Raw genomic sequence first — 25,378 nt, forward strand, 5'->3', positions numbered from 1 at the left:
TGACGGCCGCCGCGACGGCGACCACAGCGAACATCAGCACAAGCACACCGGCCATGATCCGGTTCCGCGTCTTCGGGTCCACGCCCCCGAGCCTAACCAACGCCGCCGAGTGGCCGGCGGGCAACCGCCTCGTACCGCGGCTGCTCCCCCGGCACCCCGGACCGCGGCAGACTGCTGCGCACCAGCACCAGCTCGCCCACCGTCCAGGGCCGGCCGGCGAAGCCGTGCAGCAGCTCGGTGTACGGCCGGACGTCGAGGGAGTCCCGGCTGCGCGCCACCGTCAGGTGGGCCTTGTACCGCCGGTGCTCGCCCATCGGCACGCCCGCCTTCCGGGCCGCCGCCTCCGCCCGGTCGGCCAGCAGCCGCAGCGCCTCCACGTCCCCCGCGGCCCCCGTCCACAGGGCCCTGCCGTGACCGAACTGACCGCCGCCGGACAGGGCCAGCTCGAACGGCGCCGTACGGCGGGCCGCGCTCGCGAGGCGCTCCGACAGCTCCGGTACGAGATCGTCGGCGACCTCGCCGTAGAAGGCGAGGGTGAAGTGCCAGCCCGGGCGGTGGGTCCAGCGCAGCCGCTCCGCGCCGGGAAGCCGCCGCAACTCGGCGACCTCGGCGGCGAGTTCCTGGACGGCGTGCTCCGGCGGGAGCACCGCCGCGAAGAGTCTCATGCCTTCACCTTCCCAGACCGACGTGGGCATGATGGGCCGATGACGATCATCATCCGCGAAGGCGGCCCCGACGACGCTCCCCTGATCCTCGGCATGCTGGACAGCTCGGTGGAGTGGCTGGTCTCACAGGGCCGGACCGGGCAGTGGGGGACCGAGCCCTGGTCGGACGACCCCCGGGCGGTGGACCTGGTGCGCCGGTACGCCACCACGGGCACGCCGTACTTCGCCGAGATAGACGGCGTCCCGGCGGCCACGCTGACCCTCAGCGAGGGCCCGGGCCCCTATCTGGAGCCCGCCGACGAGCCCGAGCGCTACATCCACCTGCTCGCCTCCGACCGCCGGTTCAAGGGGCGGGGCGCCGGTGCCGCGCTGCTCGCCCACGCGGCCCAGGTGACCCGGCGGGCGGGGATCTCCCTGCTGCGGGTGGACTGCTACGCGGGCGACGACGGCAAGCTGGTCGCCTACTACGAGGGGAACGGATTCATCCGGACCGAGCCCTTCACCCACGGGGCGAACGCCTGGCCCGGCCAGGTGCTGGCCCGGAGGGTCCTGTAGCGGACCCTCCGGCGCGGGCGCGGCGGGTTCAGGCCGCCGTCGCCAGCTGTTCCCGCTCGCGCGGGACGAAGCGGACCCGCGGATGGCCCCGGTGCCAGCCCACCGCGAGGCGCAGGCCCCCGATGCGGGTGAGGACCAGGCCGATGCCGGCCGCGGCGACGGCGGAGACGACACCGCCGAGGGCGAAGCCGGCCCGGGCGCCGTAGGTGTCGGTGATCCAGCCGACCACGGGTGCGCCCAGCGGCGTCCCGCCCATGAACACCATCATGAACAGGGCCATGACCCGGCCGCGCATGGCCGGGTCGGTGGCCATCTGCACGGCGGTGTTCGCGGTGACGTTCACCGTGAGCCCGAAGATCCCGATGGGCACCATGAGCAGCGCGAACAGCCAGTACGACGGCGCCACGGCGGCCACCGTCTCCAGGGTGCCGAAGGCCACCGCGGCGGCGATCAGGACCCGCAGCCGGGCCGTGCCGCGCCGGGCGGCGAGCAGGGCGCCGATCAGGGAGCCGACGGCCATCAGGGTGTTGAAGAGGCTGTAGGAGCCGGCGCCGGAGCGGAACACGTCGTCCGCGTAGGCCGACAGCCACACCGGGAAGTTGAAGCCGAAGGTGCCGATGAAGCCGACCAGGACGATCGGCCAGATCAGCTCCGGCCGCCTGGCGACGTAGTCCAGGCCCTCCCGTAGCTGGCCCTTGCCGCGGGGCGCGCGTTCGACCACGTGCAGGTCGCGGGCGCGCATCAGCAGCAGGCCCGCGATGGGCGCGGCGAAGGACAGGCCGTTGGCGAGGAACGCCCAGCCGGTGCCCACGCCGGTGATCATCAGACCGGCGACGGCGGGGCCGACCAGGCGGGCCGACTGGAAGTTCGCGGAGTTCAGGCTGACCGCGTTCTGCAGCTGCTCGGGGCCGACCATCTCGGAGACGAACGACTGCCGGGCCGGGTTGTCGAGCACGGTGGCGAGGCCGACGGCGAAGGCGGCGACGTACACGTGCCACACCTGGACGTGCCCGGAGAGGGTCAGGAAGGCCAGGGCGAGGCCGGTGAGGGCCATCGACGCCTGGGTGACCAGGAGCGTCGGCCGCTTGGGCAGGCGGTCCACGAGGACGCCGCCGTAGAGGCCGAAGAGCAGCATCGGCAGGAACTGCAGGGCCGTGGTGATGCCCACGGCCGCCGAGGAGCCGGTGAGGCTGAGGACGAGCCAGTCCTGTGCGATGCGCTGCATCCAGGTGCCGGTGTTCGAGACGACCTGGCCCAGGAAGAAGAGGCGGTAGTTCCGGATCTTCAGCGAGCTGAACATCGAGGACTTGCGGGGAACGGGGGTGGTAGGGGTGCTCGGTGCGGGGGCGGAAGGTGCTCCGGATCCCGAACTCAAAAGGGTCGCCTCCTCGAATGGCGTGCTTAAAGGTGTGCGAGCTTCTCCAGCACGGGGGCGGCGGCGCGCAGTTTGGCCCACTCGTCCTCGTCGAGGCCCTCGACGAGGCCCGCCAGGAACGCGTTGCGCTTGCGGCGGCTCTCCTCGAGCATGGTCTCGGCCTGCTCGGTCTGGGTGACGACCTTCTGGCGCCGGTCCTCCGGATGCGGCTCCAGCCGGACCAGGCCCTTGGCTTCGAGCAGCGCGACGATGCGGGTCATCGAGGGCGGCTGGACGTGCTCCTTGCGGGCGAGCTCGCCCGGGGTGGCACTGCCGCAGCGCGCGAGGGTGCCGAGCACCGACATCTCGGTGGGGCTCAGCGACTCGTCGACCCGCTGGTGCTTGAGCCGACGGGACAGCCGCATCACGGCGGAGCGGAGGGCGTTCACGGCGGCAGCGTCGTCGCCATGGGTAAGGTCCGGCATGTTCTTTAGCGTAACTCATTACTCTCGCTAAAGACCACTCGACACGCACGCGGTGCCCGTGACTCTGGCCACTGAACCCTCGGATCACCCGTACGGGTGAGTCGATATCGGAAAGTGACGCATGGGGTGGCCGGATGTGGCGACCCTCGTAGCCATGGGGACCAGTGTGCTCAGCCTGCGGATGGACGGGGAGCTGCTCGAAAGGCTCCGGCACCACGCGGCAAAAAGGGGGATGAGCGTGCAGGACTATGTGGTCCGCACGCTCATCCGGGACGACTTCGACGAACGCTTCCAGTCCGCCGTCGAGGAGACGGAGAAGTTCTACGGCGTCACGTGACGCCGTAGGACCCCCGTCAGGTGAGGCCGAGGGCCGGCATCAGGTAGTAGAAGGCGAACACCGCCGAGACGACGTACATCGCGGCCGGGATCTCCCGGGCCCGGCCGGCGGCCAGGCGCAGCACGGTGAAGGTGATGAAGCCCATGCCGATGCCGTTGGTGATCGAGTAGGTGAACGGCATCATCAGCATCGTCACGAAGGCCGGGATGGCGATCGTGTAGTCCGCCCAGTCGATCTCCTTGACGGAGTTCGACAGGATCAGGAAGCCGACCGCGATCAGCGCCGGGGTGGCCGCCTGGGACGGCACCATCGTGGCGATCGGCGTGAGGAACAGCGCGACCGCGAAGAGACCGCCGGTGACGACGTTGGCGAGACCCGTGCGGGCGCCCTCGCCGACCCCGGCCGTGGACTCCACGAACGCGGTGGTGGCCGAGGAGGAGCTGGCACCGCCCGCCGCGACCGCGAGGCCGTCGACGAACAGGACCTTGTTGATGCCGGGCATGTAGCCCTGGGCGTCGGTCAGCTTGGCCTCGTCGCTGACGCCCATGATCGTGCCCATGGCGTCGAAGAAGCACGACAGCAGGACGGTGAAGACGAAGAGGACGCCGGTCAGCACGCCGACCTTGGAGAAGCCGCCGAACAGGCTGACCTGGCCGATCAGGCCGAAGTCGGGGGTGGCGACCGGGTTGCCGGGCCACTTCGGGACGGTCAGGCCCCAGGACGGGATGGTGGCGACCGCGTTGATGATCACCGCGAGGACGGTCATGCCGACGATCGAGATCAGGATCGCGCCCGGCACCTTGCGGACGATCAGCGCGAAGGTGAGCAGCGCGCCCAGGATGAAGATCAGCACGGGCCAGCCGGTGAGGTGACCGCCGACGCCGAGCTGGAGCGGGACCGTGGTCTGGGCGGCGTCCGGCATCCGGGTGACGAACCCGGAGTCGACGAGGCCGATCAGCATGATGAACAGGCCGATACCGATCGAGATGGCCTTGCGCAGGCCGAACGGCACGGCGTTCATCACCCGCTCCCGCAGGCCCGTGGCGACCAGCAGCATCACCACGAAACCGGCCAGCACGACCATGCCCATGGCGTCCGGCCAGCTCATACGGGGCGCGAGCTGGAGCGCGACGACCGAGTTGACGCCGAGGCCGGCGGCGAGCGCGATCGGCACGTTGCCGATGACGCCCATCAGCAGCGTGGTGAACGCGGCCGTCACCGCCGTCGCCGTCACCAGCTGGGCGTTGTCCAGGTGGTGCCCGTACATGTCCTTCGCGCTGCTCAGGATGATCGGGTTCAGCACGATGATGTACGCCATCGCGAAGAAGGTGGCGAGACCGCCCCGGATCTCCCGGGCGACGGAGCTGCCGCGCTCGGAGATCTTGAAGAAGCGGTCGAGGGCGCCGAAGCCCGGCGTACCGCCCGGCATCTCGGGGGTGGGGACCTTGGCAGGTGCCGAGGTGGACATGCGAGACCTCATCACCAACGGGGTTCCCCCGAGCCTCGTTGGACTTTCATACGAACAGAAGTGGTCAAAGACAAACGGTTTCAGTATGAACGTATGAGTCCGAGATCGCTATCTCCGCGCGTAGACCACGGCGGCCCTTAAGCTGTGCCCATGGCTAAGTGGACCCCCAAGCACGAGGCGCCGGAGCCCCTGGAGGGGCCCGTGGTCGCCACCATCACCGGCGGCACGATCGTGTGGTTCGTCCTCTTCCTGGTGCAGCTGCCCTTCTACGGCTGGTTCGACGACCACGGGCACCTGTGGTGGCTGTGGACCTGCCTGGCCGGTGGCGGTCTCGGGCTGATCGGCATCTGGTACGTCCGACGGAGGGACGCGGCGATCAAGCGGTCCGCCGAGCCGACGGCGGTCTCCGCGAAGTAGCCGTACCGCCGCTCGGCAGGTGGCCGGGCACATCCGCACGTACCGTCGAGAACATGACCCACATAGACGCGGGCGCGGAGCTGGACCCCGTGCACCCGGTGGCCCTGCCCGAGAGCCGGCCGGAGGGGCTGACCGCGTCGGAGGTGGCTCAGCGGCGCTCACGGGGGCAGGTCAACGACGTGCCGGTGCGCAGCAGCCGGTCGCTGGGCGAGATCGTCCGCGCCAACGTCTTCACCCGGTTCAACGCGATCATCGGCGTGCTCTGGCTGATCACGCTGTTCGTCGCGCCGATCCAGGACAGCCTCTTCGGCTTCGTGATCATCGCCAACACCGGCATCGGCATCGTCCAGGAGTGGCGCGCCAAGCAGACCCTCGACTCGCTGGCCGTGATCGGGGAGGCCCGGCCGACGGTACGGCGGGACGGGGTCGCCACCGAGATCCCCACCGACGAGATCGTCCTCGACGACCTCATCGAGATCGGCCCCGGGGACAAGGTCGTCGTCGACGGGGTGTGCGCGGAGGCCGACGGGCTGGAGATCGACGAGTCGCTGCTCACCGGCGAGGCCGACCCCGTCGTCAAACGTCCCGGCGACCCGGTCATGTCCGGCAGTTTCGTGGTCGCGGGCGGCGGCGCCTTCACGGCCACCAAGGTCGGCCGCGAGGCCTACGCGGCCCAGCTGGCCGAGGAGGCCTCCCGGTTCACCCTCGTCCACTCCGAGCTGCGCACCGGCATCTCCACGATCCTCAAGTACGTCACCTGGATGATGGTCCCGGCCGCGATCGGCCTGGTCGTCACGCAGCTCGTGGTCAAGGACAACGAGCTGAAGGACGCCGTCGCCCGCACCATCGGCGGGATCGTGCCGATGGTCCCCGAGGGGCTGGTGCTCCTCACCTCCGTCGCCTTCGCCATCGGCGTCATCCGGCTGGGCCGCAAGCAGTGCCTGGTGCAGGAGCTGCCGGCGATCGAAGGGCTCGCCCGGATCGACACCGTCTGCCTGGACAAGACCGGCACGCTCACCGAGGGCGGCATGGACGTCACCGGCCTCAGGCCGCTGGACGGGGCCGACGAGACGTACGTACGGCGGGTGCTGGGCGCCCTGGGCGAGTCCGACCCCCGGCCCAACGCCTCCCTCCAGGCGATCATCGACGCCTACCCGGACAGCGACGACTGGCGGTGCGTGGAGTCGCTGCCCTTCTCCTCCGCCCGCAAGTACAGCGGGGCCGCGTTCAGCGAGGGCGACGGGGAGACCAGCACCTGGCTGCTGGGCGCCCCCGACGTCCTCCTCACGCCCGAGGACCCGGCCCTGTCCGAGACCGAGCGCCTCAACGAGCAGGGTCTGCGGGTCCTGCTGCTGGCCCGCGCGCGCCGCGACCTGGACGATCCCGAGCCGTCCCGGGGCGCCCGCCCCACCGCCCTCGTCGTCCTGGAGCAGCGGCTGCGGCCCGACGCCTCGAAGACCCTGCGCTACTTCGCGGACCAGAGCGTCCGGGCGAAGGTGATCTCCGGGGACAACGCGGTGTCGGTGGGCGCGGTCGCCGCCAAGCTGGGGCTGGACGGTACGGCGGTGGACGCGCGGCGGATGCCCGACGACCGGGCCGGGATGGCGAAGGCGCTGGACGCGGGCACCGTGTTCGGGCGGGTCACCCCGCAGCAGAAGCGGGACATGGTCGGCGCGCTCCAGTCGAACGGGCACACCGTCGCGATGACCGGCGACGGGGTGAACGACGTGCTCGCCCTCAAGGACGCCGACATCGGGGTGGCCATGGGCTCGGGCTCGGAGGCGACCCGCGCGGTGGCGCAGATCGTCCTGCTGGACAACAGCTTCGCGAGCCTGCCGTCGGTGGTCGGCGAGGGCCGCCGGGTGATCGGCAACATCACGCGCGTGGCGACCCTGTTCCTGGTGAAGACCGTCTACTCGGTGCTGCTGGCGCTGCTCGTGGTGTGCTGGCAGGTGGAGTACCCGTTCCTGCCCCGGCACCTGACCCTGCTGTCCACCCTGACCATCGGCGTCCCGGCGTTCTTCCTGGCCCTCGCCCCCAACAAGGAGCGGGCCAGACCCCACTTCGTGCGCCGGGTGATGCGGTACGCGATCCCCGGCGGGGTGGTGGCCGGGGCGGCGACCTTCCTGACGTACCTGCTCGCCCGCCACCACTACACCGGGCCGGGCGCCCTGGAGGCGGAGACCAGCGCGGCCACCCTGACCCTGTTCCTGGTCTCCATGTGGGTCCTGGCGATCATCGCCCGCCCCTACACCTGGTGGCGGGTGGTCCTGGTGGCCGCGATGGGCGCCGCGTTCCTGCTCGTCCTCGCCGTGCCGGCCCTGCGGAGCTTCTTCGCGCTCGACCTGATCGGCGTGCGGATGCCGTGGACCGCGGTGGGGGTGGCGGTGGTGGCGGCGGCCGCCCTGGAGTTCCTGTGGAAGTGGGTCGACCGCCGCTTTCCCGGCTAGGAGTGGTGCGGGTGAGGCACTACTGCACGTCGACGTAGTCGCCCGTGGCGCTGACGGACGACGTGGTGGAGGTGCCGGCGAAGCTGTAGCGGTAGTAACCGTCGGAGCCGGCCGTGACCGTGGTCTTCAGGGCGCCCGTGGAGGACGACGTGACGGTCTTGACGGTGGTGTACGTGGTGGTGCCGGCCTTGCGGAACTGGAGCTTGACGGACTGGCCGCCGAAGCCGACGTAGGTGCCGTGCTGCCAGTCGGCGCGGGTCAGCCTGCCGGTGACGGTGAGGGTCCCGCCCTTCTTCACGGGCTCGGGCGTGGCGTCGGCGGTGAGCTTGGCGGTGCGGCGGACGGGGAGGGTGCCGAGGTCGTTCTGCCACTTGGTGCCCTCGGTCTTGGCGTCGACCGCGAGACCGCCCTCCTTCCACGTCCCGGCGTCCGAGTTGTACAGCTCATTCGCCGGGAGGCTGATCGTGGCGGTGCAGTTCAGGGTGGTGGAGTCCACCTTGGTGCAGGTGCCCGGGTCGTCGCTGACGACCTGGGTGTCCGCGTCCTTGGCCGAGGTGCCGCGGTAGAGCACGGGGCCGGTCAGGATGTTCGTCATGGAGACGGTCGAGGGATGCGTCACGGTGTAGGTCGCCTTGACCTTGACCGTGGAGGTCGCCCCGATCGTGATCGCCTTGCCGCTGTTCACCTTCATCTTCGAGAAGGTGACGTTCGGCGCCGCGGTGGCCGCGTGGGCGGCGGGCACGGCGAAGGCGGAGAGGGCCAGGGCGCCGGAGACGGCGGCCACGGTGGCACGTATGCGCATGTTGCGTTCCCTTGGAGGGAGAAGTGATCGAGGAGTCGGTCGACTCACGCGATCAGATCCGCGGCACCCGGCACCGGTTGTACGTCAAGAGCCGTTCCCGGCCAGATTTTGTCGGCGGATTGCCCTTCCATTGCGCGGTCCGGGCGAGCCCGTGGCACAACTGAGAAGAAACGTTCCGGCCCCGGAGGCGGGGGGTGCCTCCGGGGCCGGGACCAGGCTTACTTCACGTCGACGAAGTCACCGGTGGCGCTGACCGCCGCGGTCGTCGAGTTGCCCGCGAAGGAGAAGCGGTAGTAGCCGTCCGCCGTCGCGGTGGTGGTGGTCCTGAGGTTGCCCTTGGAGTCGGCCTTGACGGTCTTCAGCGTCGTGTAGGTGCTGGAGCTCTTCTTGCGGTACTGGAGCTTCACCGACTGCGAGCCGTAGCCGCCGTACTTGAGGGACTCCCAGTTGGCCCGGGTGAGCGCACCGGTGACGGTGAGCGTCTTGCCCTTCTTCACCGGCTCGGGCGCGGCGTTGGCCGTGAGCTTGGCGGCGCGCTGGAACCAGAAGGAGCCGGCCTTCTCCTTCCAGACGTAGTTGTCGTCCTTGGCGTCGATCCAGGCGGAGACGTACCAGGTGCCGGCGTTCTTGTTGGTGAGGTAGTCGACCTTCGGGTCGATCTTCACCGAGGCGGTGCAGGTGGAGGTGGTGGCGTTGACGGCGGTGCAGGAGGGCTTGCCGGTCGACTCGATGCCGTTGTCGGGACCGAAGAGGTCGAACGACTGGGCGCCCTTGATGCCGGAGTCGTCGGTGGCCGTCACGCTGACCTTGACGGTCACCGCGCTGGACGTGCCGATGGACACCTTGTTGTCGCCGTCCACGACGACCTTGGTGATCTTGGTGTCACCGTCGCCGCCGTCGGCCTGGGCGGCCGGTACGGCCAGGGCGGACAGGGCCAGAGCGCCGCTGACGACGGCGACAGAGGCTCGGATGCGCATGTGTTCCCCCGCGTGCGAAGTGAGAGGGGAGCCGGCTGACTCCCCGTGAGGAGACCGCGCACGCAGGGGAAGGGTTGTACGGAAGTTGAAGATTCAGTGGAGGAGTTCGGGAGATCCGGTCCTCAGTCGAACCACCTGTCCCGGGCCAGTTCCTCCGTGCGGGAGGGGTCCTCCAGCAATGCGGCGACCTCGAAGCGGCGGGGCCACTGGCCCGCCGCCCAGGCCAGGCCCGCGGCAACGCCCTCCAGCGTGGCCGCGTGCAGCACCCCGTCGTCGGTCAGCCGCCAGTCGATCTCGACGCCGTCCACGACCAGTTCCTCGTGCTCGACGTACGTCCCGGGGGTACGCGGGCCGAGCAGCACCCGTACCGGATCCGGTACGTCGTGCTCCGTGCCCTCGGACGTCACCTCGCCGGTGACGGACTCGCTCAGCCGCCGCACCTGGAACAGCTCCGCCAGCTCGGCGGCGCGCGCCGGGCGGACCGGCAGCAGCGGCACCCCGGCGGTGAAGGGCAGCAGATCGGGCGAGTCGACCACGACCGCGTCGGCCGCGTCCACGACCTCCACCCGTCCGTCCACCACGGCCCGCAGCTCGTCCGGCAGCGTCACCTGGTCGGGGTCCAGCTCGGCCAGCGCGCCGTAGAGACCGTGCAGTTGGGCGGGGCCGACCGGCCGGTCCGGATCGGCGAGCCGGTCCAGCAGCTCGGCGGCGCCCCCGGGCTCGTCCAGCAGCGAGCTCACGGAGGTCCGCACGCCGAGCGCCCGCAGCACCTGCTCGTCCTCGAACCCGGTGGCGTCGGCCTCGTCGTACAGCCCGCGCAGCAGCGGGTCCCCGCCGGCGGCGAGCAGACCGGCCGGGCGCCGGCCGTCCAGCACCGGGTGCCCGCGCAGCCACCACGCGGTGTACGGCCGCACGGTGTCGTGGGTGCCGTCGTGCAGCAGGATGCGCACCGGCTGGGTGAGGGCGTCGCGCAGCGGCGGCCGGGCGAGCAGCGACAGGGCCTCGGGCCAGTGGTCGTCGTCCACCAGGTCCAGGTCGCGGACCGCGACGAGTTCCGTGGCGACCGGGGGCACCGGGCTCTCCGGGAACCGGTCGAGGACGTCCTCGGACCACACGTCGACGGCGTCCAGCAGGCCCGCGTCGTCCGGCTCGGCGAAGTCGCCCTCGCGGGGCTCCAGTTCGTCCGGGTCGAGGACGACGTCGGTGGACCGCACGAGGGCGAAGTCGGCGAGCACCCCGCACGCGGTCAGCGGCTGCTCGCCCCACTTCTCGGCCAGTTCGGCGTCCACCGCGGCCAGTTCGCCCTCGCGGATCACGCGGGCGAAGGGACTGCCGGGGTAGACCAGTTCACCGGCGGGGGCGAGTTCGCCGTCCTCGTCGGGCAGGGCCAGGGCGCCCAGCCAGGGCTCCTCACCGGGTTCGAGGGCCGCGTCCCGCACCAGCCCGAGGACGGTGTCGGCCAGTTCCTCGGCGTCCGGCGCGTCCTCCTCCCAGGCGATGCCGCCCTCGTCGTCCAGGGAGGCGGCGACGGCGGCCCGCACCTGCGGGGTGGTCAGCACCGCGCGCGGCGTCGCGGGCAGCGCGCCCAGCTTCTCCAGCAGCGGGTGCGCGGCGTCCGGGTGGGCGACCTTCAGCCCGAGCCGTCCGAGGACGTCCGGGTCGATGCGGGCGCCGTCCGGGGTGGGCAGCAGCACCTGCCGGGGCCCGATCGTGGTGCGGCCGTCGGCGAGGGGCACCGGAAGCCCGGACAGCCGGTCGGGGTCGACCCCGGCGAGGCTGTCGTAGAGGCGCCACCACCAGTCGGGGTCCTTCTCCAGACCGGCGAGCCGGTCGACGGCGTCCGCGAGCGGCAGCCGGGCGACACCGAGGGTGCGCAGCTCCACCCGCCGCTCCAGCCCGGCGGGCAGCAGCGTGGGCAGCACCTCGGCGAGCACCCGTACGGTGGCCGCGCCGGCGCCCTCCACGACCTCGGCGTCCCTCGGCCGCAGCGCCTCCGGCAACTCCTCCTCGTCCCCGGCCTCGATGGCGGGCGGCAGGAAGGCGGTGCGCGGCAGCCGCTCCAGGACCGCCTGCCGCAGCGCCCCGTCCAGCTCGCCCTTGCCGAGCGGTCCGGGCACCAGGTCGATGGCGCCGTCCGTCACCGGCCGCCAGCCGGCGAGCAGTTCGGCGTAGGCGTCGGCCGCGCGCTGCACCAGGAAGTCGGTGAGCGGGCCGGGCGCCGCGTGCCGGCGGGTGGTGTCGAGGGGGAAGGACGCGATGAGCAGGGCGGGGACGCCGAGGGGCTCGTCGCTGGGCGTGGGCGCGTGCACCACGGGGGTGGTACGCGGCCGCACCGGCCGCCCGGCCTCGTCCTCCGGTACGGCCCAGGTCACCGACCAGTGCGGGCGCAGGCGTTCCTCCACCGGCCGGTCGGCGAGCAGGTCCGGGGTGAGCGGGCCGTGCGCGAGGGCGGTACGCCACCGGGTGGTCCCGTCCCGTGAGTCCGCCACGACGGTGACGGCGCCCTCGGTGTGCCGCCGGAGGGTGCGCGGCGCCGTGTCGCCGACCTCTACGACGACCTCCGTCAGGCCGGGCAGGGCGAGGAGCAGGGCGTCGTCGACGGTGTCGAGCAGCCGCTCGGCGAGGTCGGCGGCGGCCGTGTCCCGCAGCGGCAGGATGACGGCGGTGTCGTACGGCTCCGGAGCCGACCCCTCGGCCGGGAAGGGCAGCCGCAGCAGCGGGACATGGCCGTCGCGGCGGCGGATCTCGTCACCGAGGCCGGGGCTGTGCCGGGCGGTTCCGGCGGCCAGCTCCCGCCCCTCGGCCAGGGACCAGCGGACCCCGCCGTGACGGCCGACGATCGCGGGTTCGTCGGTGACGGAGAGTACGGCGGCGAAACCGACACCGAACCGGCCGACGGCGCCCTGCGTGGTCTCCGCGTCCCGTTTGGCGGAGGCGCGCAGCGTGGACAGCGACTCGACACCGGTCGCGTCCAGCGGGGCACCGGTGTTCGCGGCGACCAGCACGCCGTCACGGAGGGTGAGCCGCAACCGTCCCGGCACCTTCGCCCGCGCGGCGGCGTCGGCCGCGTTCTGGGCGAGCTCCACCACGAGGCGGTCCCGGTAGCCGCCGAGGACCAGGTCCTCCTCGGCGTTGGCGTCCTCACGGAACCGGGCGGGGCTCGTGACCCAGGCGTCGAGGACACCGCGGCGCAGACGGGCGGTGCCGAAGGGGTCGGCGCCCTCGGCCGCCGGCCGCACGAACTTGCTGCTCACGTTCACTCTCCTCATCGACGTGAGGAGAAGGTACCGCCCGGCCGGGGGAGGAGACCGACGGGCGTCAACCGCGGGAGGCGTGGCCGAGGAACGCGGTCCAGGCGTCCGGGGCGACGGCGAGGCGGGGACCGTCGGTCTGCTTGGAGTCGCGGACGCGGACGGTGGCGGGGGCGGCGGCCTCCCAGTCCAGGGCCACTTCCACGCAGGAGTCGCCCTCATTGCCGTCGCTGTAGCTGCTCTTGAACCAGCGGATCATGTTTCTCCCAGCAGTTGCTCGATGAAGGACAGCGACTCCCTCGGGGGAAGGGCCTGGGCCCGGATCGTGCCATAGCGCAGTTCCAGGATGCGCACCTGCCTCAGGTCGGAGACCGGGCGGCCGTTGAACGCTCCGTCCGAGCGTGCCGTGGCCGTTCCGTCCTCGAACTTCAGCACCTCGATCCTGCCGTCCAGGCCGGGATGCACCTCGCTGTGCGTCGGCATCACCTGAAGCGTGACGTTGCGCAACTGCCCCACCTCCCGGAGGCGTTCGAGCTGGCGTCGCCACACCATTGTCCCCCCGAGGGGACGTCGTACCAGCGCTTCTTCCAGCACGAAACTGAGCGCGGGCGCCGGATCCCGCTCGAAGATCGACTGCCGGGCCATCCGTGCGGCGACCAGACGCTCCACCTCGGCCCGCGCGTACGGAGGCTGACGTGACTCGAAGGCGGCGCGGGCGTGCTCCGGGGTCTGCAGCAGACCGCTGACGCTGTTGCAGACGTAGACCCCGATCTCGACGGCCTGGGACTCCGCCTCGGCCAGGGCCCGGACCTTCTTCGGATAGCGGACCTTCTCCACGTCCTCCTTCATCGCGGCCAGCAGCCCGCCCGCGTCGAGCACCCTGTCCGCCTTGTCCAGGTACTCGGGCCGCGGGATCCGTTTGCCGGACTCCACCTTGTAGACCATGTCCTCGCCGTAGCCGACGGCCCTGCCGAAGTCGGCCGCACGCATCCCGGACGCCTCACGGCGCAGCCTCAGCTGGCGCCCCACCGTGGCGACGACGGCCACACCCCAGTCGTCGTCCGGGTCGACCTCCCAGCCCGGCTCCTCTTCCCCGTCCACACCGCACCCCCTGCCGACAGCCCGGACACGGCCGGACAGACCCCGGACAGTCACCGTACGCAACCGTCTTGTCACTGGTCACGGTAGGCAGCCGCGGCCACGCTGAGTGATGTGAATCAGGAAATCTCCACCCGCGTACCGAACTTCACGGTGCGGCTGTCCCCCACGCCCCTCGGCGCGCGTCTCGCCCGGCTGCTGGCCACGGAGCGACTGCGGACCTGGGGGCTGCCGCCGGACCCGGCGGCACTCGTCGTGGCCGAGCTCGCCGCCAACGCGGTCGTGCACGGCCGGGTCTCGGGCCGGGACTTCCGCCTGACGCTCTACGCCGTCGCCGGCACCCTCCGTATCGAGGTGACCGACACCCGCGGCGACCGGCTCCCCCGCCCGGCGCTCCCCGCGCCGGACGCCGAGGGCGGCCGGGGTCTGCTGCTCGTGGAGGCGCTCGCCGACCGCTGGGGCACCGCGCCGGGGCCGCCGCCGCGCAAGACGGTGTGGGCGGAGGTGAGCTGCGCCCCGGTGCCCCGGGGCGACGCCCCTCGGTGACGGGACGGGCTAGGAGTGCCCGAGCTCCGCCGTCTCCTCGTCGCCGACCTCGGGGACGGAACCCGAGTCGCGCGCGGGGCGGAGGGGGAAGGGGTCGACCCTCGTCTCGTCGATGACCGGCGCGGCCGGCTGCGGCGGCTTGGGCATGACGGCCGCCTCGGAGTGGCCGCCGCAGCCGTAGGCCAGGGAGACCACCCGGCCGTCGGCCGGGGAGAACTCGTTCGCGCAGACACCGAAGGCCTGGCCCAGGGTGCCGCCGATCGGGGTGAGGAAGCCACAGCTCACGCAGGTGGCCGGGGCCGCCTGCGCCATCGGGGTCTGCGCACCGAACGACTCGTCCCAGCGGTCCGCGGCGGTGTGCAGGCCGTAGCGGGAGAGGACCCGCGCGCGGCGCATGCCGAGTTCCTCGGCCACCGAGGCGATCGAGCCACGGGTGGGCGTCGTGGGCTGGACGGCTGGGGTGCCCGGCGTGACGTCGGCGTCCTCCGCCTCGGCCAGCTCCGCCATCTCCTCGGACACCACCGCGTTCGGCTGCGGCTCGTCCTCGCCCGTGTAGCCCGGCTCCAGGCGCAGGTCGTCCTGGTCGGTGGGGAGCAGGTCGCCGGGGCCGAGGTCACCGGGGCGCAGCCGCTCGCTCCACGGCACCCACTCGGGGGCGAGGAGCGCGTCGGGGCCGGGCAGCAGGACGACCTCGTCGAGCGTGACGATCTTCGCGCGGGAGGCGCGGGCGACCGTCACCGCCCAGCGCCAGCCCCGGTAGCCCATTTCCTTGCACTCGAAGAAGTGCGTGACGACGCGGTCACCCTCCGACACCAGTCCGGAGTGCTCGCCGACCACGCCGGGTGCGGCGGCCTCCTCGGCGGCGGCGCGTGCGAGGTCGACGGCCTCGGCGCACAGGCGGTCGGGGGTGCGGCTTCGCGTGGTCGCTGCGCTCACAGGTATCGCTTCTCTCCTACGCCGTCTCGTCGAGTGCGGCTGCCTCCGGCGGGTTGGCCGACGGAGCGGACCTGGGGACCGCATCGACGTCTGCTTCCGCGCACTCGGGCGCACCTCTGCCACCCATTCTGCGTTATGGCTGAGATACGCACGCTACACCGAACGAGATTCGTTACCGCTACGCGGCAGGTTTTCGGAGCGATCGGCCGCCGCCCCGGCCGACGCGCGCGGCCGCGCGGCGCCCGCTCCGGTCCGCCCGGCGGGCCCCGGAACAGGCCGGACCATGGGCCCGGTTCGCCGCCACGCCTGACGTAACGGCACTATCCGCCGCATTCTCGGGGCACTATGAACGTCGTGGCAGCCGCGGACAAGGCGAGTGATCGTGGCGGCGGTGCGGGCCGGGTGGGTGGTGCCGTCCGCTCGGTCGGCCGTGCCCTGCACTTTCCCGTCACCGGTGCCGCCCGGGGGATCCGCAAGGCCACCCACGCCCACGGCGCCGGCGAGTCGGGGCTGGGCAAGCTGATCGAGTTGCACGCGGTGAACGGCGCGGGGGACGTGATGGTCACCGTGGCGCTCGCGTCCACGGTGTTCTTCTCCGTGCCGACCGACGAGGCCCGCGGGCGCGTCGCGCTCTACCTGGCCATCACGATGGCCCCCTTCACCGTCCTCGCCCCCGTCATCGGCCCCCTCCTGGACCGGCTGCCGCACGGGCGGCGCGCCGCCATGGCCGGGGCGATGCTGGCGCGGGCGCTGCTCGCGCTGATCATCTCGGGGGCCGTGGCCACCGGAAGCCTGGAGCTGTATCCCGCCGCGCTGGGCGTGCTCGTCGCGTCCAAGGCCTACGGGGTGGTCCGCAGCGCCGTGGTGCCGCGGCTGCTGCCGCCCACGTTCTCGCTGGTGAAGGCGAACTCCCGGGTGACGCTGGCCGGGCTGCTGGCCACCGGCGCCGCCGCGCCGATCGCCGCGGGGCTGCACGCCCTCGGCGATCCCTGGCCGCTGTACGGCGCCTTCGTGATCTTCGTCGCCGGCACGTTCCTGTCGTTCACCCTGCCGCCGAAGGTGGACTCGGCCAAGGGCGAGGACGTGGCGCTGCTCGCGGCCGACGAGCAGCATCTGCACGGGCCGGACCGCAGGCGGACCAAGCGCCCGGGGCTGCGGACCGTGGGGCCGGCGGTCACCCACGCGCTCGGCGCCAACGCGTCCCTGCGCTGCCTGTCCGGCTTCCTGATCTTCTTCCTCGCCTTCCTGCTGCGGGAGCACCCGCTGACCGGGGAGAGCGCGGCGGTCTCGCTGGGGATAGTCGGCGTCTCGGCCGGTGCGGGGAACGCGCTGGGCACGGCGGTGGGCGCGTGGCTGCGGTCGCGGGCCCCGGAGGTCATCATCGTGACGGTCGTCGCGGTGGTGCTGGGGACGGCGGTCGTGGCCGCCCTGTTCTTCGGGGCGCTGCTGGTGGCCTGCCTCGCGGCGGTCGCCGGGTTCGCGCAGGCGCTGGCCAAGCTGGCACTGGACGCGCTGATCCAGCGGGACGTGCCGGAACTGGTGCGCACCTCGGCGTTCGCCCGCTCGGAGACGCTGCTCCAGATGGCCTGGGTGTTCGGCGGTGCGGTCGGCATCGTGATGCCTCTCAACGGCACCGTCGGGCTGCTGACCGGCGCCGCGTTCGTGGCCGTCGGCTGGCTGACCACCCTGAAGGGGCTGCTCGCCTCGGCCCGGCACGGCGGCCGGGCCCGGGCCCGGGTGGCGTAACGAACCGGCCGTGTTCCGCCCGTTACGGGCACGCCTGGCGTAACGAACCGGGCACGCCGCACCCCACGTGGGCGGTCGGCTGTGGGCGCCCGATAGCCTTCGGCCATGACCACGCTGCAATCCGTTGTGCGACGCCGCCGCGCCGTCGCCGCCGCCGGCGCCGTTTCCGCCGGACTGCTCGTTCTGTCGGCCTGCGACAAGCCGACGCCCGTCGCGACGGTCACCGTCGGGCGGAGTTCGGTCAGCTCGGAGGCCCTCTGCTACAACGACGGCAAGACGCTGGACGCCAAGTCGCTGGCGGAGTGCGCCAAGAAGGCCGGCGACGTCGAGACGATCAAGGTGGACACCGACGACACGGTCCGCTTCGGGGTCGACCCGAAGATCGCGGACGGTGGCTGGACGATCCTGGTGAACGGCCGCCAGTTCACCGACACCAGCAAGAAGACCTACCGCACCATCCCGGGCAGCGCGTTCTTCAACGCGCAGTACGGCACCCAGGGCACCACCAACACCGTCTCGATCCAGCAGGGCGAGAAGGGTCTGTGGTCCTTCAAGCTGAAGAAGGCCTGATCCCCACGTCCGTACGCATGCTCGTGGCCACCGCGGTTCCCGCCGAACGGGACGCGGTGGCACGGGCGTTTCCCGGGCCTGCCGAGGACGTGCGGCTGCCGGGCGCCCTGCTCCGCCGCACGGGCGCGCGCTGTGACCTGCTCGCCGCCGGCGTCGGACCGGCCCTCGCCGCCGCCTCCACCGCCGGCGCCCTCACCGCCGCCGCACTGGACGGGAGACCGTACGGCCTGGTCGTCTCGGCCGGGATCGGCGGCGGTTTCCCGCCCGCGGCGCCCCTCGGCTCGCTCGTCGTCGCCGACGCGATCACCGCGGCCGATCTGGGCGCCGAGACCGCCGACGGCTTCCTCCCGGTCACCGAGCTCGGCTTCGGGACCGTGACCCACCGGCCACCGGAATCACTCGTACGAGTCGTGTCCGGGGCACTCGGCGCCCCGGCCGGGACCGTCCTGACCGTCTCCACCGTCACCGGCACCGCCGCCCGCGCCGCCGAACTGCGGGCCCGGCACCCCCGGGCGCTCGCCGAGGGCATGGAGGGCTTCGGCGTGGCGGAGGCCGCCGCCGCGCACGGGGTGCCCGTGCTGGAGATCCGCGCGGTCTCCAACCCGGTCGGCCCGCGCGACCGCGCCGCCTGGCGCATCGGCGACGCCCTCACCGCCCTCGCCGAGGCCTTCGGGAAGCTCGCCCCCGTGTTCGAGAGTTGGAACCCGCATGACGACCAGTGAGCAGCAGCCGCTGCGGATCGCGTACTCCCCCTGCCCGAACGACACCTTCGTCTTCGACGCCCTCGCCCACGGCCGGGTCGACGGCGGCCCGGCGCTGGACGTGACGTTCGCCGACATCGACCTCACCAACGGCATGGCCGAACGCGGCGAGTTCGACGTGCTGAAGGTGTCGTACGCCGTCCTGCCGTACGTCCTCGACGAGTACGCGCTGCTGCCGTGCGGCGGGGCGCTGGGCCGCGGCTGCGGGCCGCTGGTGCTCACCCGGGAGCCGGCCGCGGACCTCACCGGGTGCCGGGTCGCCGTGCCGAGCGAGAAGTCGACCGCCTATCTGCTGTTCCGCCTCTGGGCCGCGGACACGCTGCCGGGCGGGGTCGGCGAGATCGTCGTCATGCCCTTCCACGAGATCATGCCGGCCGTGCGGGACGGCAAGGTGGACGCCGGACTGGTCATCCACGAGGCCCGGTTCACCTACCAGAACTACGGGCTGCACAAGCTCGCGGACATGGGCGAGCACTGGGAGCTCACCACCGGGCTGCCGATCCCGCTGGGCGCGATCATCGCCAAGCGGTCGCTGGGCGCGGACGCGCTGCGCCGGCTCGCCGACTCCGTCCGCGACTCCGTGCGGGCCGCCTGGGACGACCCGGAGGCGTCCCGGCCGTACGTCATGGCGCACGCGCAGGAGATGGACCCGGCCGTCGCCGACCAGCACATCGGCCTGTACGTCAACGAGTTCACCGCCGCCCTCGGCGAGGACGGCTACGCGGCGATCCGCGGCCTGCTCACCCGCGCGGCGGCCGAGGGACTCGTCCCGGCGCTCGGCCCGCAGGCGCTCGCGTTCCCCTGAGAGGGGTGCGGACAGACGTCGGCCGAGGGGCTCTCACCGCCCCTCGGCCGGGATGCGCTCTCCGATGTCCCGATGCGGGCTCAGACGTCCAACTGGTCGGCGACCGCGCGGAGCAGGCCGGCGATCTTCTTGCCCGAGGTCTTCTCGGGGTAGCGGCCCTTCTCCAGCATCGGCGTGATGTTCTCGAGAAGGGTCGTCAGGTCCTGCACGATCGAGGCCAGCTCGTCCGGCTTCTTGCGCTGGGCGGCGGCCACCGAGGGCGTCGGGTCGAGCACGGTCACCGAGAGCGCCTGGTCGCCGCGCTGACCGGCGACGACGCCGAACTCCACGCGCTGTCCCGGCTTGAGCGCATCGACGCCGGCGGGGAGAACCGAGGAATGGACGAAGACGTCACCGCCGTCGTCGCGGGAGAGAAAGCCGAAGCCCTTCTCACTGTTGAACCACTTGACCTTGCCGGTAGGCACGTCTGTCCTCGTCCTCGTACTCGTCGGGAAAACTACTTCGGAAACGGCTCTTGACAGCACTGGGGCGGGTCCACCATGACCCGCCGAAACCAAGCGCTACCAAGGCTAATGGTCTTCGGGCGGGTGACAAGACGTCCCCCGGTTGTTCTCTCGCGCAGGGAACTACCCTGGTCCGGTGCGTGACAAAACCCCAACGAATTCCGCCGCGCCCGGAGACGGACTGATCCGTGCCGGCGCCGTCGTCTTCTTCCTCGGAGCCTTGGCCACCCTCGTCACGGTGGCCCCGCTGTTCTTCGGGGCGAAGCCTTTTCCGACCTACATGTTCGGTCTGAGCATGCTCATGGCCGTCGGTTTTCTCGTCGCCGGCGCGGGCGTCCTGCGGTCGATCGCCGCGGGCCGGCGTCAGGCGCGGGCCGCGTCCCGGTAACCGGCCAGCCAGGCCGGGAACGCGGCGAGGTCGTCCAGCACCACGTCCGCGCCGGCGGCGCGCAGTTCGTCGGCGGGGCAGGGGCCGGTCGCCACGGCCACCGACAGGGCTCCCGCCGTGCGGGCTCCGCGCACGTCACCGGTGTGGTCGCCGACGTAGACGCTCGCGCCGTACTCGCGCAGTGCCTGTGCCTTCCGTTCCGCCCACAGGTCGCCGACGACCACGTCCGGCTCGATGCCCAGGTGGGCCAGGTGCAGCTTGGCGTTCGGCTCGTACTTCGCGGTGACCACCATCGTGCGGCCGCCGGCCGCCCGGACCGCGTCCATCGCCTCGCGGGCGCCGGCCATCGCGGGGCTCGCGGCGACGGCGATCGACGGGTACATCTCCCGGTACAGGTCGGCCATGGCGGGCACCTGCTCGGCCGGGAACCAGTTGACGAGCTCCTCCGCGAGCGGCGGCCCGAGCCTGGTCACCGCGAGATCGGCGTCGATGTACGCACCTGTCCGCTCCGACAGCGCCAGATAGCAGGCACGGATGCCCGGCCGGGAGTCTATGAGGGTCATGTCGAGGTCGAAGCCGATGGTGAGAGCCATGGGCGCCATTGTGCCGGGTGGCTCCGCCGGTTCAGCGGGTGGTTCGGGTGCGGTGCGCCTTCGGGTGCGGGTGTGTCGTGGCCGGTCGCGCAGTTCCCCGCGCCCCAGGGTCGGAGTGGCTGGGGCCTGCCTGGAGGGTGCGGGTGCGTTGTGGCCGGTCGCGCAGTTCCCCGCGCCCCTGGGTGGGGACGGCTGGGCGGGACCGTGTGGCACCGGTGTTGCAGCGACTCGCAGGCAGTCACCTGGTTCGTTGTGAGCGCCAGGCCAAATAGAGGGCTGAGGTGAGGGCCGCTCCTCGGACCACCCAGGGCCAGGTGCCGGAGACCGCTTCCGCCATGTGGTCCTGGACGATCGGCTCGCCCCAGCGGCCGTTCTGCCTGCCCCACAGCCACACCAGACCGCCCGCGACGGCGGTGCCGGGGATGACCATCACGGCCGTCTTCGTCTCGGCCGCGCTCAGCCTCCTCGAGCCGTACGCGATCACCCAGCCGAGCAGCAGGGCGAACCAGTTCCCGAGCACCGCTCCGGCGACCAGCGCGGCGGCGGCCAGCAGCAGGAGGGGGTTGGACCAGCCGGCGGCCGGGCCGGGCAGGAGCCGGCGGGCGGGCGCCTCCGCGTCCGGGGTCCGGCGGGAGAACAGGCGGCGGCGCGGCGCGGGCGCGGCGACGGCGTCCGCCTCCGGCGCGGCCTCCGTCACCGGCTCCGTCTCCTTCGGCGGCCGTTTCAGCAGTTCGGGGATCTCCACACCGCCGACGAACCCCGGTACCGCGTCCGCCTCCGCGAGCGGACCGCCGGCGGGGCCGCCGAAGGGCCCGGATCCCACGCGCCACCAGTCCGGCGGGGCCACGCCGTCCCCCAGTTCGTGCGCGGCGGCGAGGTGCGGCGGGGACACGGCGTCCCGCGGGGCGGGGTTCTCCGGCACGGCGGGACGCGGGCGCGGCACGACCCGGCGCAACCCCTTCGGCCGCTCCTTCCCCGCCCCCTCGTGCCCCTCCGGCCTCCGGTCCCCGGGCGCCGGCTGGACGGGCACGGCGGCGGGCGGCCGCGGACCGGGCCCGGTGGCCGCCGAACCGCCCGCGGCCTCCACGACGTCGACCGGACTGCCCAGGTGGTCCAGGATGCGGCGGACGGCGGCCGGTGAGTCCACGGCCGCCCGGGCCCGGCGCCGGTCGATCTCGTCGCGCAGCTCCGACACGAGGCGCATGCGCGTGGCCGACGGAAGCTGCCGCTGGTGGGCGACGTCCCCGACACGGCTCAGATACTCGTAGACGACCTGGTCGCTCTCGATCCCCACGGAACCCCTCCGGGGTGCGCCGACTGGTAACCCCGGTGAGGACGGTACCGCTTGACCCCGGGCGCCCGGGATTCGTACGACCGGCCCTCGCCCCCCGCTTCCGGGGTCCGGCCCCACCGGGTTGTCCGCTACCGTTGGCCGGATGAGCCCCGAGGCCTCCTCAGCCCCTCGCTCCCTCGCGGAAGCGCTCCGTGCCAGGGACGATGCCTCCCTGGGCGCCCTCCTGCGCAGCAGGCCGGATCTCATCACCCCCGTACCGACCGATCTCACCCAGCTGGCCACCCGGGCCGGTACCCGCGCCTCGGTGCTGCGCGCCCTGGAACGGCTGGACCGGTTCGCACTCCAGACCGCCGAGGCGCTGGCCGTGGCCCCGGACCCGGCGTCGTACGACACCCTGCTCGGGCTGATGGCCGGGGACGCGGGGGACGAGGCCGTCGCCGGTGCGCTGCCGCACGCCGTCGCCACCCTGCGCGAGCAGGCGCTGGTGTGGGGCGACGACCGGCGGCTGCGGCTCGTCCGCACCGCGCGGGAACTGCTCGCGCCGTCCCCGCAGCACCCCTCCCCGACGGGTCTCGGGCCGTCCGTGCAGGAGGCCACCTCGGGCATGTCGCCGGGCCGGATCCAGGAGATCGTGACGACGGCCGGGCTGCCCTCGACCCATGACTCGGTGTCGGCCGTCGCCGCGCTGTCCGGGCTGTTCACGCACCGCAGGAAGATGGCGCGGCTGCTCGCCGGGGCGCCGGAGGGCGGCTTGGAGGTGCTGTCCCGGCTGGTGTGGGGCCCGCCGTACGGGCAGGTCACCCCCGAACCGGCCGCGCATCTGCGCTGGCTGCTCGACCGGGGCCTGCTGCTGCCGACCGCGCCCGGCACGGTCGTGCTGCCCCGGGAGGTCGCCCTGCATCTGCGCGCGGGCCGGGCGCACCGGGCGCCCGAGCCGCTGCCGCCCGTCGTGGAGCCGGCCGCGACGCACGGTCCACAGGTGGTGGACGCGACGGCGGCCGGGCAGGCGTACACCGCGCTCGCCACCGTCGAGGAGCTGCTGAAGGACTGGGACGAGGGCGGTCCGGCCGTGCTGCGCGCCGGGGGCCTGAGCGTGCGGGACCTCAAGCGGACCGCCGTCGCCCTGGACGTCTCCGAACCGGTCGCCGCCTTCTGGGTGGAACTGGCCTACGCCGCCGGTCTGCTCGCCTCCGACGGCGAGGCCGACGAGCGGTACGCGGCCACCCCCGCCTACGACGAGTGGCTGGAGCGGCCCCCCGCCGAGCGCTGGTCCCGGCTGGCGGAGGCATGGCTGTCCGCCACCCGGACGCCGGGGCTGGTCGGCGGCCGGGACGCGAAGGACCGCACGCTCTCCGCGCTCGGCCCGGGCCTCGACCGCTCGGCCGCCGTCGAGGTGCGGCACCGGGTGCTGAGCCTGCTGGCGGCGCTGCCGCGGGGTGGCGCCCCGGACGCCGGGTCGGTGCTGGCCCGGCTGCGCTGGGAGCGGCCGCTGCGGGGCCCGCAGCGGGACGGCGGCGAGGACGATCTGCGCACCCGGCTGGCGCGCTGGACCCTCGCGGAGGCCGAGCAGCTGGGCGTGACCGGCCGCGGCGCGCTGTCCGCGCACGGTCGCGCACTCCTCGGCGCGCCGGCCGCGGCCGGCGCGCACGCCCCGGGCTCCGCCGAGGCCGCCGCGGTCTCCTCCGGCCCCGGTGACAAGCTCCCGGTGCACCACCACCGTCCGCCGGCGGCCCGTGCGCCGCTCTCCCCCGCCGAGCAGGCTCTCGCCACGACGGCCGCCGCCCGGCTGCTCGCCCCGCTCCTCCCCGAACCCCTGGACCACGTGCTGCTCCAGGCCGACCTGACGGCGGTGGCCCCGGGCCCGCTCCAGCGCCCGCTCGCGGACATGCTCGGCGTGCTCGCCGAGGTGGAGTCCAAGGGCGGGGCCACGGTCTACCGGTTCACCCCGGCCTCGGTCCGCCGCGCCCTGGACGCCGGCCGGGCCGCCGCCGACCTGCACGCCTTCCTCGGCCGGCACTCCCGTACGCCGGTCCCGCAGCCGCTCGCGTACCTGATCGACGACGTGGCCCGCAAGCACGGCCATCTGCGGGTGGGCGCGGCCTCGGCGTACGTGCGCTGCGACGACGACACGCTGCTGGGCGAGATCCTCGCCGACAAGCGCGGCGCCGCCCTGCGCCTGCGCCGGCTCGCCCCGACCGTGCTCGCCTCCCAGTCCGACCCGGCGGCACTGCTGGAGGGCCTGCGCGCGATGGGGTACGCACCGGCCGCGGAGTCCGCCGAGGGCGACGTCGTGATCACCCGCGCCCACGCCCACCGGACGCCGCCGCGCACCGCGCCCGAGCCGGTCCCGGACGGGCCGCCGCCGCCCGACGGCACGCTCCTGACGGCGGCGATCCGCGCGATCCGGGCGGGCGACATGGCCGCGACCGCCCCGCGCAAGACCACGGGTACGCCCCTGACCGGCGGCGAGCTGCCCCGCACGTCCTCCGCCGAGACCCTCGCCACCGTGCAGGCCGCCGTCCTCACCGGCGAGTCCCTGTGGATCGGCTACGTCAACGCCGAGGGCACCGCCAGTCAGCGCGTCATCGCCCCCATCCGGGTCGAGGGCGGCTTCGTGACGGCGTACGACCACACGGCGGACGAGGTCCGCACGTACCCGCTGCACCGGATCACCGGGGTCGCCGAGCTGGCGGACGACTGAGGCCGTCTCAGCAGTCCCCGACCGGCGCGTCCGCGGGCAGCCCGAAGTGCGTGCGGGCCGCGGCCGCCAGCGCCGCGGACGGCTCAGCCGGGCCGGGCTCGGCGAGCGGACCGAAGTGGTCCGCCACCCAGCGCCCGTACCCCTCGCCGTCCGGCGGCTCCTCCCGCGTCACCACGCGGTAGCCGCCGCGCCCGTCCCGCTCCAGCCGCACCACCTGCGGGCCGGCGGCGCCACCGCACTCCTCCAGCGTGCCCGCCCGCACCCCGTACTCCAGGCACAGCGTCGTCACGCCCGCCCGTACGACGCCCTCGTGCTCGTCGAGGTCCCGTGCGTCGGCCCGGCAGAACCACCGCGCGTGCAGCGCCGGCTCCGCCTCCCCGGAGCCGCTGCCCCGCGAGTCGGCCACCAGCCGGGCCTCGATCACCGGCCGCACCCGGCCCCACAGGTGGTCGTCGACGCCGCCCGGCCCCGCCGCCCACACCCCCGTCGCGACCAGCACCACCGTCGCGGCCAGCCCTGTCCCCCACCTGCCTGCCGACATGGTCCCCGCCTCCTGCCCCCGGGGCGCGCCACCGCGCGCTTTCGCAGGTCAAGACCCGCGTGGGCGGCACAAGGTTGCAGCGGCCCCGCCGTGATCGTCCGCCGGTAGGGCACACTGGACGTTTGGCTGTTGTGG

At 73.1% G+C, this 25,378-nt stretch carries 25 protein-coding genes; 11 read left to right on the forward strand and 14 right to left on the reverse strand.

Annotated elements, in window-relative coordinates:
- Positions 1-92: 92 nt before the first annotated feature.
- Complete coding sequence (gene thpR / locus ACF08B_RS05855) at positions 93-665, reverse strand: RNA 2',3'-cyclic phosphodiesterase (protein ID WP_392316269.1); 573 nt, start codon at positions 663-665, stop codon at positions 93-95.
- Between the two features lie 39 nt (positions 666-704).
- Here thpR and ACF08B_RS05860 point away from each other — a divergent pair, with 39 nt between their 5' ends.
- Complete coding sequence (locus tag ACF08B_RS05860) at positions 705-1,220, forward strand: GNAT family N-acetyltransferase (protein ID WP_392316270.1); 516 nt, start codon at positions 705-707, stop codon at positions 1,218-1,220.
- 28 nt (positions 1,221-1,248) lie between these two features.
- On the opposite strand, the gene ACF08B_RS05865 is transcribed toward ACF08B_RS05860, so the two are convergent.
- On the reverse strand, positions 1,249-2,520 hold the full coding sequence (locus ACF08B_RS05865; protein ID WP_392316271.1) for an MFS transporter: 1,272 nt from the start codon (positions 2,518-2,520) through the stop codon (positions 1,249-1,251).
- Positions 2,521-2,621: 101 nt separating this feature from the next.
- Entirely contained in the window at positions 2,622-3,059 is a 438-nt protein-coding gene (locus ACF08B_RS05870; protein ID WP_392316272.1) for a MarR family winged helix-turn-helix transcriptional regulator, read from the reverse strand.
- Positions 3,060-3,213: 154 nt separating this feature from the next.
- On the opposite strand from ACF08B_RS05870, the gene ACF08B_RS05875 reads away from it, so the two are divergent.
- Positions 3,214-3,396, forward strand: coding sequence for a ribbon-helix-helix protein, CopG family (locus ACF08B_RS05875; RefSeq protein ID WP_093480751.1), 183 nt, complete (start codon positions 3,214-3,216; stop codon positions 3,394-3,396).
- Positions 3,397-3,412: 16 nt separating this feature from the next.
- Here ACF08B_RS05875 and ACF08B_RS05880 read toward each other — a convergent pair whose 3' ends face one another.
- Positions 3,413-4,864, reverse strand: coding sequence for an NCS2 family permease (locus ACF08B_RS05880; protein ID WP_392316273.1), 1,452 nt, complete (start codon positions 4,862-4,864; stop codon positions 3,413-3,415).
- Positions 4,865-5,014: 150 nt separating this feature from the next.
- Here ACF08B_RS05880 and ACF08B_RS05885 point away from each other — a divergent pair, with 150 nt between their 5' ends.
- Positions 5,015-5,281, forward strand: a complete 267-nt coding sequence (locus ACF08B_RS05885; protein ID WP_392316274.1) for a DUF2530 domain-containing protein — start codon at positions 5,015-5,017, stop codon at positions 5,279-5,281.
- Positions 5,282-5,334: 53 nt separating this feature from the next.
- Positions 5,335-7,731, forward strand: coding sequence for an HAD-IC family P-type ATPase (locus ACF08B_RS05890; RefSeq protein ID WP_392316275.1), 2,397 nt, complete (start codon positions 5,335-5,337; stop codon positions 7,729-7,731).
- Positions 7,732-7,750: 19 nt separating this feature from the next.
- On the opposite strand, the gene ACF08B_RS05895 is transcribed toward ACF08B_RS05890, so the two are convergent.
- From ACF08B_RS05895 to ACF08B_RS05915, 5 genes are all read right to left on the reverse strand, one after another.
- Positions 7,751-8,533: a hypothetical protein gene (locus tag ACF08B_RS05895; protein WP_392316276.1), complete on the reverse strand. Its 783-nt coding sequence runs from the start codon at positions 8,531-8,533 to the stop codon at positions 7,751-7,753.
- A 218-nt stretch (positions 8,534-8,751) separates the two neighbouring features.
- The gene (locus ACF08B_RS05900; protein WP_392316277.1) at positions 8,752-9,510 is read right to left on the reverse strand and encodes a calcium-binding protein; all 759 of its coding nucleotides are present in this window, start codon (positions 9,508-9,510) and stop codon (positions 8,752-8,754) included.
- Between the two features lie 122 nt (positions 9,511-9,632).
- A complete protein-coding gene (locus ACF08B_RS05905) occupies positions 9,633-12,779 on the reverse strand; it encodes a sacsin N-terminal ATP-binding-like domain-containing protein (protein ID WP_392316278.1) in 3,147 nt (1,048 codons plus the stop codon).
- Between the two features lie 49 nt (positions 12,780-12,828).
- On the reverse strand, positions 12,829-13,020 hold the full coding sequence (locus ACF08B_RS05910; protein ID WP_392316279.1) for a DUF397 domain-containing protein: 192 nt from the start codon (positions 13,018-13,020) through the stop codon (positions 12,829-12,831).
- Complete coding sequence (locus ACF08B_RS05915) at positions 13,017-13,862, reverse strand: helix-turn-helix transcriptional regulator (RefSeq protein ID WP_392316280.1); 846 nt, start codon at positions 13,860-13,862, stop codon at positions 13,017-13,019. The genes ACF08B_RS05910 and ACF08B_RS05915 overlap by 4 nt, the downstream gene beginning before the upstream one ends.
- Positions 13,863-13,973: 111 nt before the next feature.
- Between ACF08B_RS05915 and ACF08B_RS05920 the strand changes: the two genes are divergently transcribed.
- On the forward strand, positions 13,974-14,405 hold the full coding sequence (locus ACF08B_RS05920; RefSeq protein ID WP_392316281.1) for an ATP-binding protein: 432 nt from the start codon (positions 13,974-13,976) through the stop codon (positions 14,403-14,405).
- A 9-nt stretch (positions 14,406-14,414) separates the two neighbouring features.
- Here ACF08B_RS05920 and ACF08B_RS05925 read toward each other — a convergent pair whose 3' ends face one another.
- The gene (locus ACF08B_RS05925) at positions 14,415-15,341 is read right to left on the reverse strand and encodes a DUF3027 domain-containing protein (protein WP_392316282.1); all 927 of its coding nucleotides are present in this window, start codon (positions 15,339-15,341) and stop codon (positions 14,415-14,417) included.
- Positions 15,342-15,686: 345 nt separating this feature from the next.
- Between ACF08B_RS05925 and ACF08B_RS05930 the strand changes: the two genes are divergently transcribed.
- The 4 genes from ACF08B_RS05930 (at position 15,687) to ACF08B_RS05945 (ending at position 19,223) form a co-directional block, all read left to right on the forward strand.
- Entirely contained in the window at positions 15,687-17,087 is a 1,401-nt protein-coding gene (locus ACF08B_RS05930; RefSeq protein WP_392316283.1) for an MFS transporter, read from the forward strand.
- Positions 17,088-17,192: 105 nt separating this feature from the next.
- A complete protein-coding gene (locus ACF08B_RS05935; RefSeq protein ID WP_392316284.1) occupies positions 17,193-17,657 on the forward strand; it encodes a DUF2771 domain-containing protein in 465 nt (154 codons plus the stop codon).
- A gap of 17 nt (positions 17,658-17,674) precedes the next feature.
- On the forward strand, positions 17,675-18,379 hold the full coding sequence (locus tag ACF08B_RS05940) for a futalosine hydrolase (protein ID WP_093475807.1): 705 nt from the start codon (positions 17,675-17,677) through the stop codon (positions 18,377-18,379).
- Positions 18,366-19,223, forward strand: coding sequence for a 1,4-dihydroxy-6-naphthoate synthase (locus tag ACF08B_RS05945; RefSeq protein WP_392316285.1), 858 nt, complete (start codon positions 18,366-18,368; stop codon positions 19,221-19,223). Before ACF08B_RS05940 ends, ACF08B_RS05945 begins: the two co-directional genes overlap by 14 nt.
- An 80-nt stretch (positions 19,224-19,303) precedes the next feature.
- Here the strand turns inward: ACF08B_RS05945 and ACF08B_RS05950 are convergent, their stop codons facing one another.
- Complete coding sequence (locus tag ACF08B_RS05950) at positions 19,304-19,687, reverse strand: cold-shock protein (protein WP_067009872.1); 384 nt, start codon at positions 19,685-19,687, stop codon at positions 19,304-19,306.
- 175 nt (positions 19,688-19,862) lie between these two features.
- Between ACF08B_RS05950 and ACF08B_RS05955 the strand changes: the two genes are divergently transcribed.
- Complete coding sequence (locus ACF08B_RS05955) at positions 19,863-20,114, forward strand: hypothetical protein (protein ID WP_392316286.1); 252 nt, start codon at positions 19,863-19,865, stop codon at positions 20,112-20,114.
- Here the strand turns inward: ACF08B_RS05955 and ACF08B_RS05960 are convergent.
- Both ACF08B_RS05960 and ACF08B_RS05965 read right to left on the reverse strand, forming a co-directional pair.
- The gene (locus tag ACF08B_RS05960; RefSeq protein WP_392316287.1) at positions 20,090-20,716 is read right to left on the reverse strand and encodes an HAD family hydrolase; all 627 of its coding nucleotides are present in this window, start codon (positions 20,714-20,716) and stop codon (positions 20,090-20,092) included. The genes ACF08B_RS05955 and ACF08B_RS05960 overlap by 25 nt on opposite strands.
- A 229-nt stretch (positions 20,717-20,945) precedes the next feature.
- A complete protein-coding gene (locus ACF08B_RS05965) occupies positions 20,946-22,001 on the reverse strand; it encodes a hypothetical protein (protein WP_392316288.1) in 1,056 nt (351 codons plus the stop codon).
- 142 nt (positions 22,002-22,143) lie between these two features.
- Between ACF08B_RS05965 and ACF08B_RS05970 the strand changes: the two genes are divergently transcribed.
- Complete coding sequence (locus ACF08B_RS05970) at positions 22,144-24,702, forward strand: helicase-associated domain-containing protein (protein ID WP_392316289.1); 2,559 nt, start codon at positions 22,144-22,146, stop codon at positions 24,700-24,702.
- Positions 24,703-24,709: 7 nt separating this feature from the next.
- Here ACF08B_RS05970 and ACF08B_RS05975 read toward each other — a convergent pair whose 3' ends face one another.
- Positions 24,710-25,243, reverse strand: a complete 534-nt coding sequence (locus tag ACF08B_RS05975; protein ID WP_392316290.1) for a hypothetical protein — start codon at positions 25,241-25,243, stop codon at positions 24,710-24,712.
- Positions 25,244-25,378: the final 135 nt, after the last annotated feature.

The organism is Streptomyces sp. NPDC015139 (assembly GCF_043079785.1).
GTDB classification, from domain to species: Bacteria; Actinomycetota; Actinomycetes; order Streptomycetales; family Streptomycetaceae; genus Streptomyces; species Streptomyces albidocamelliae.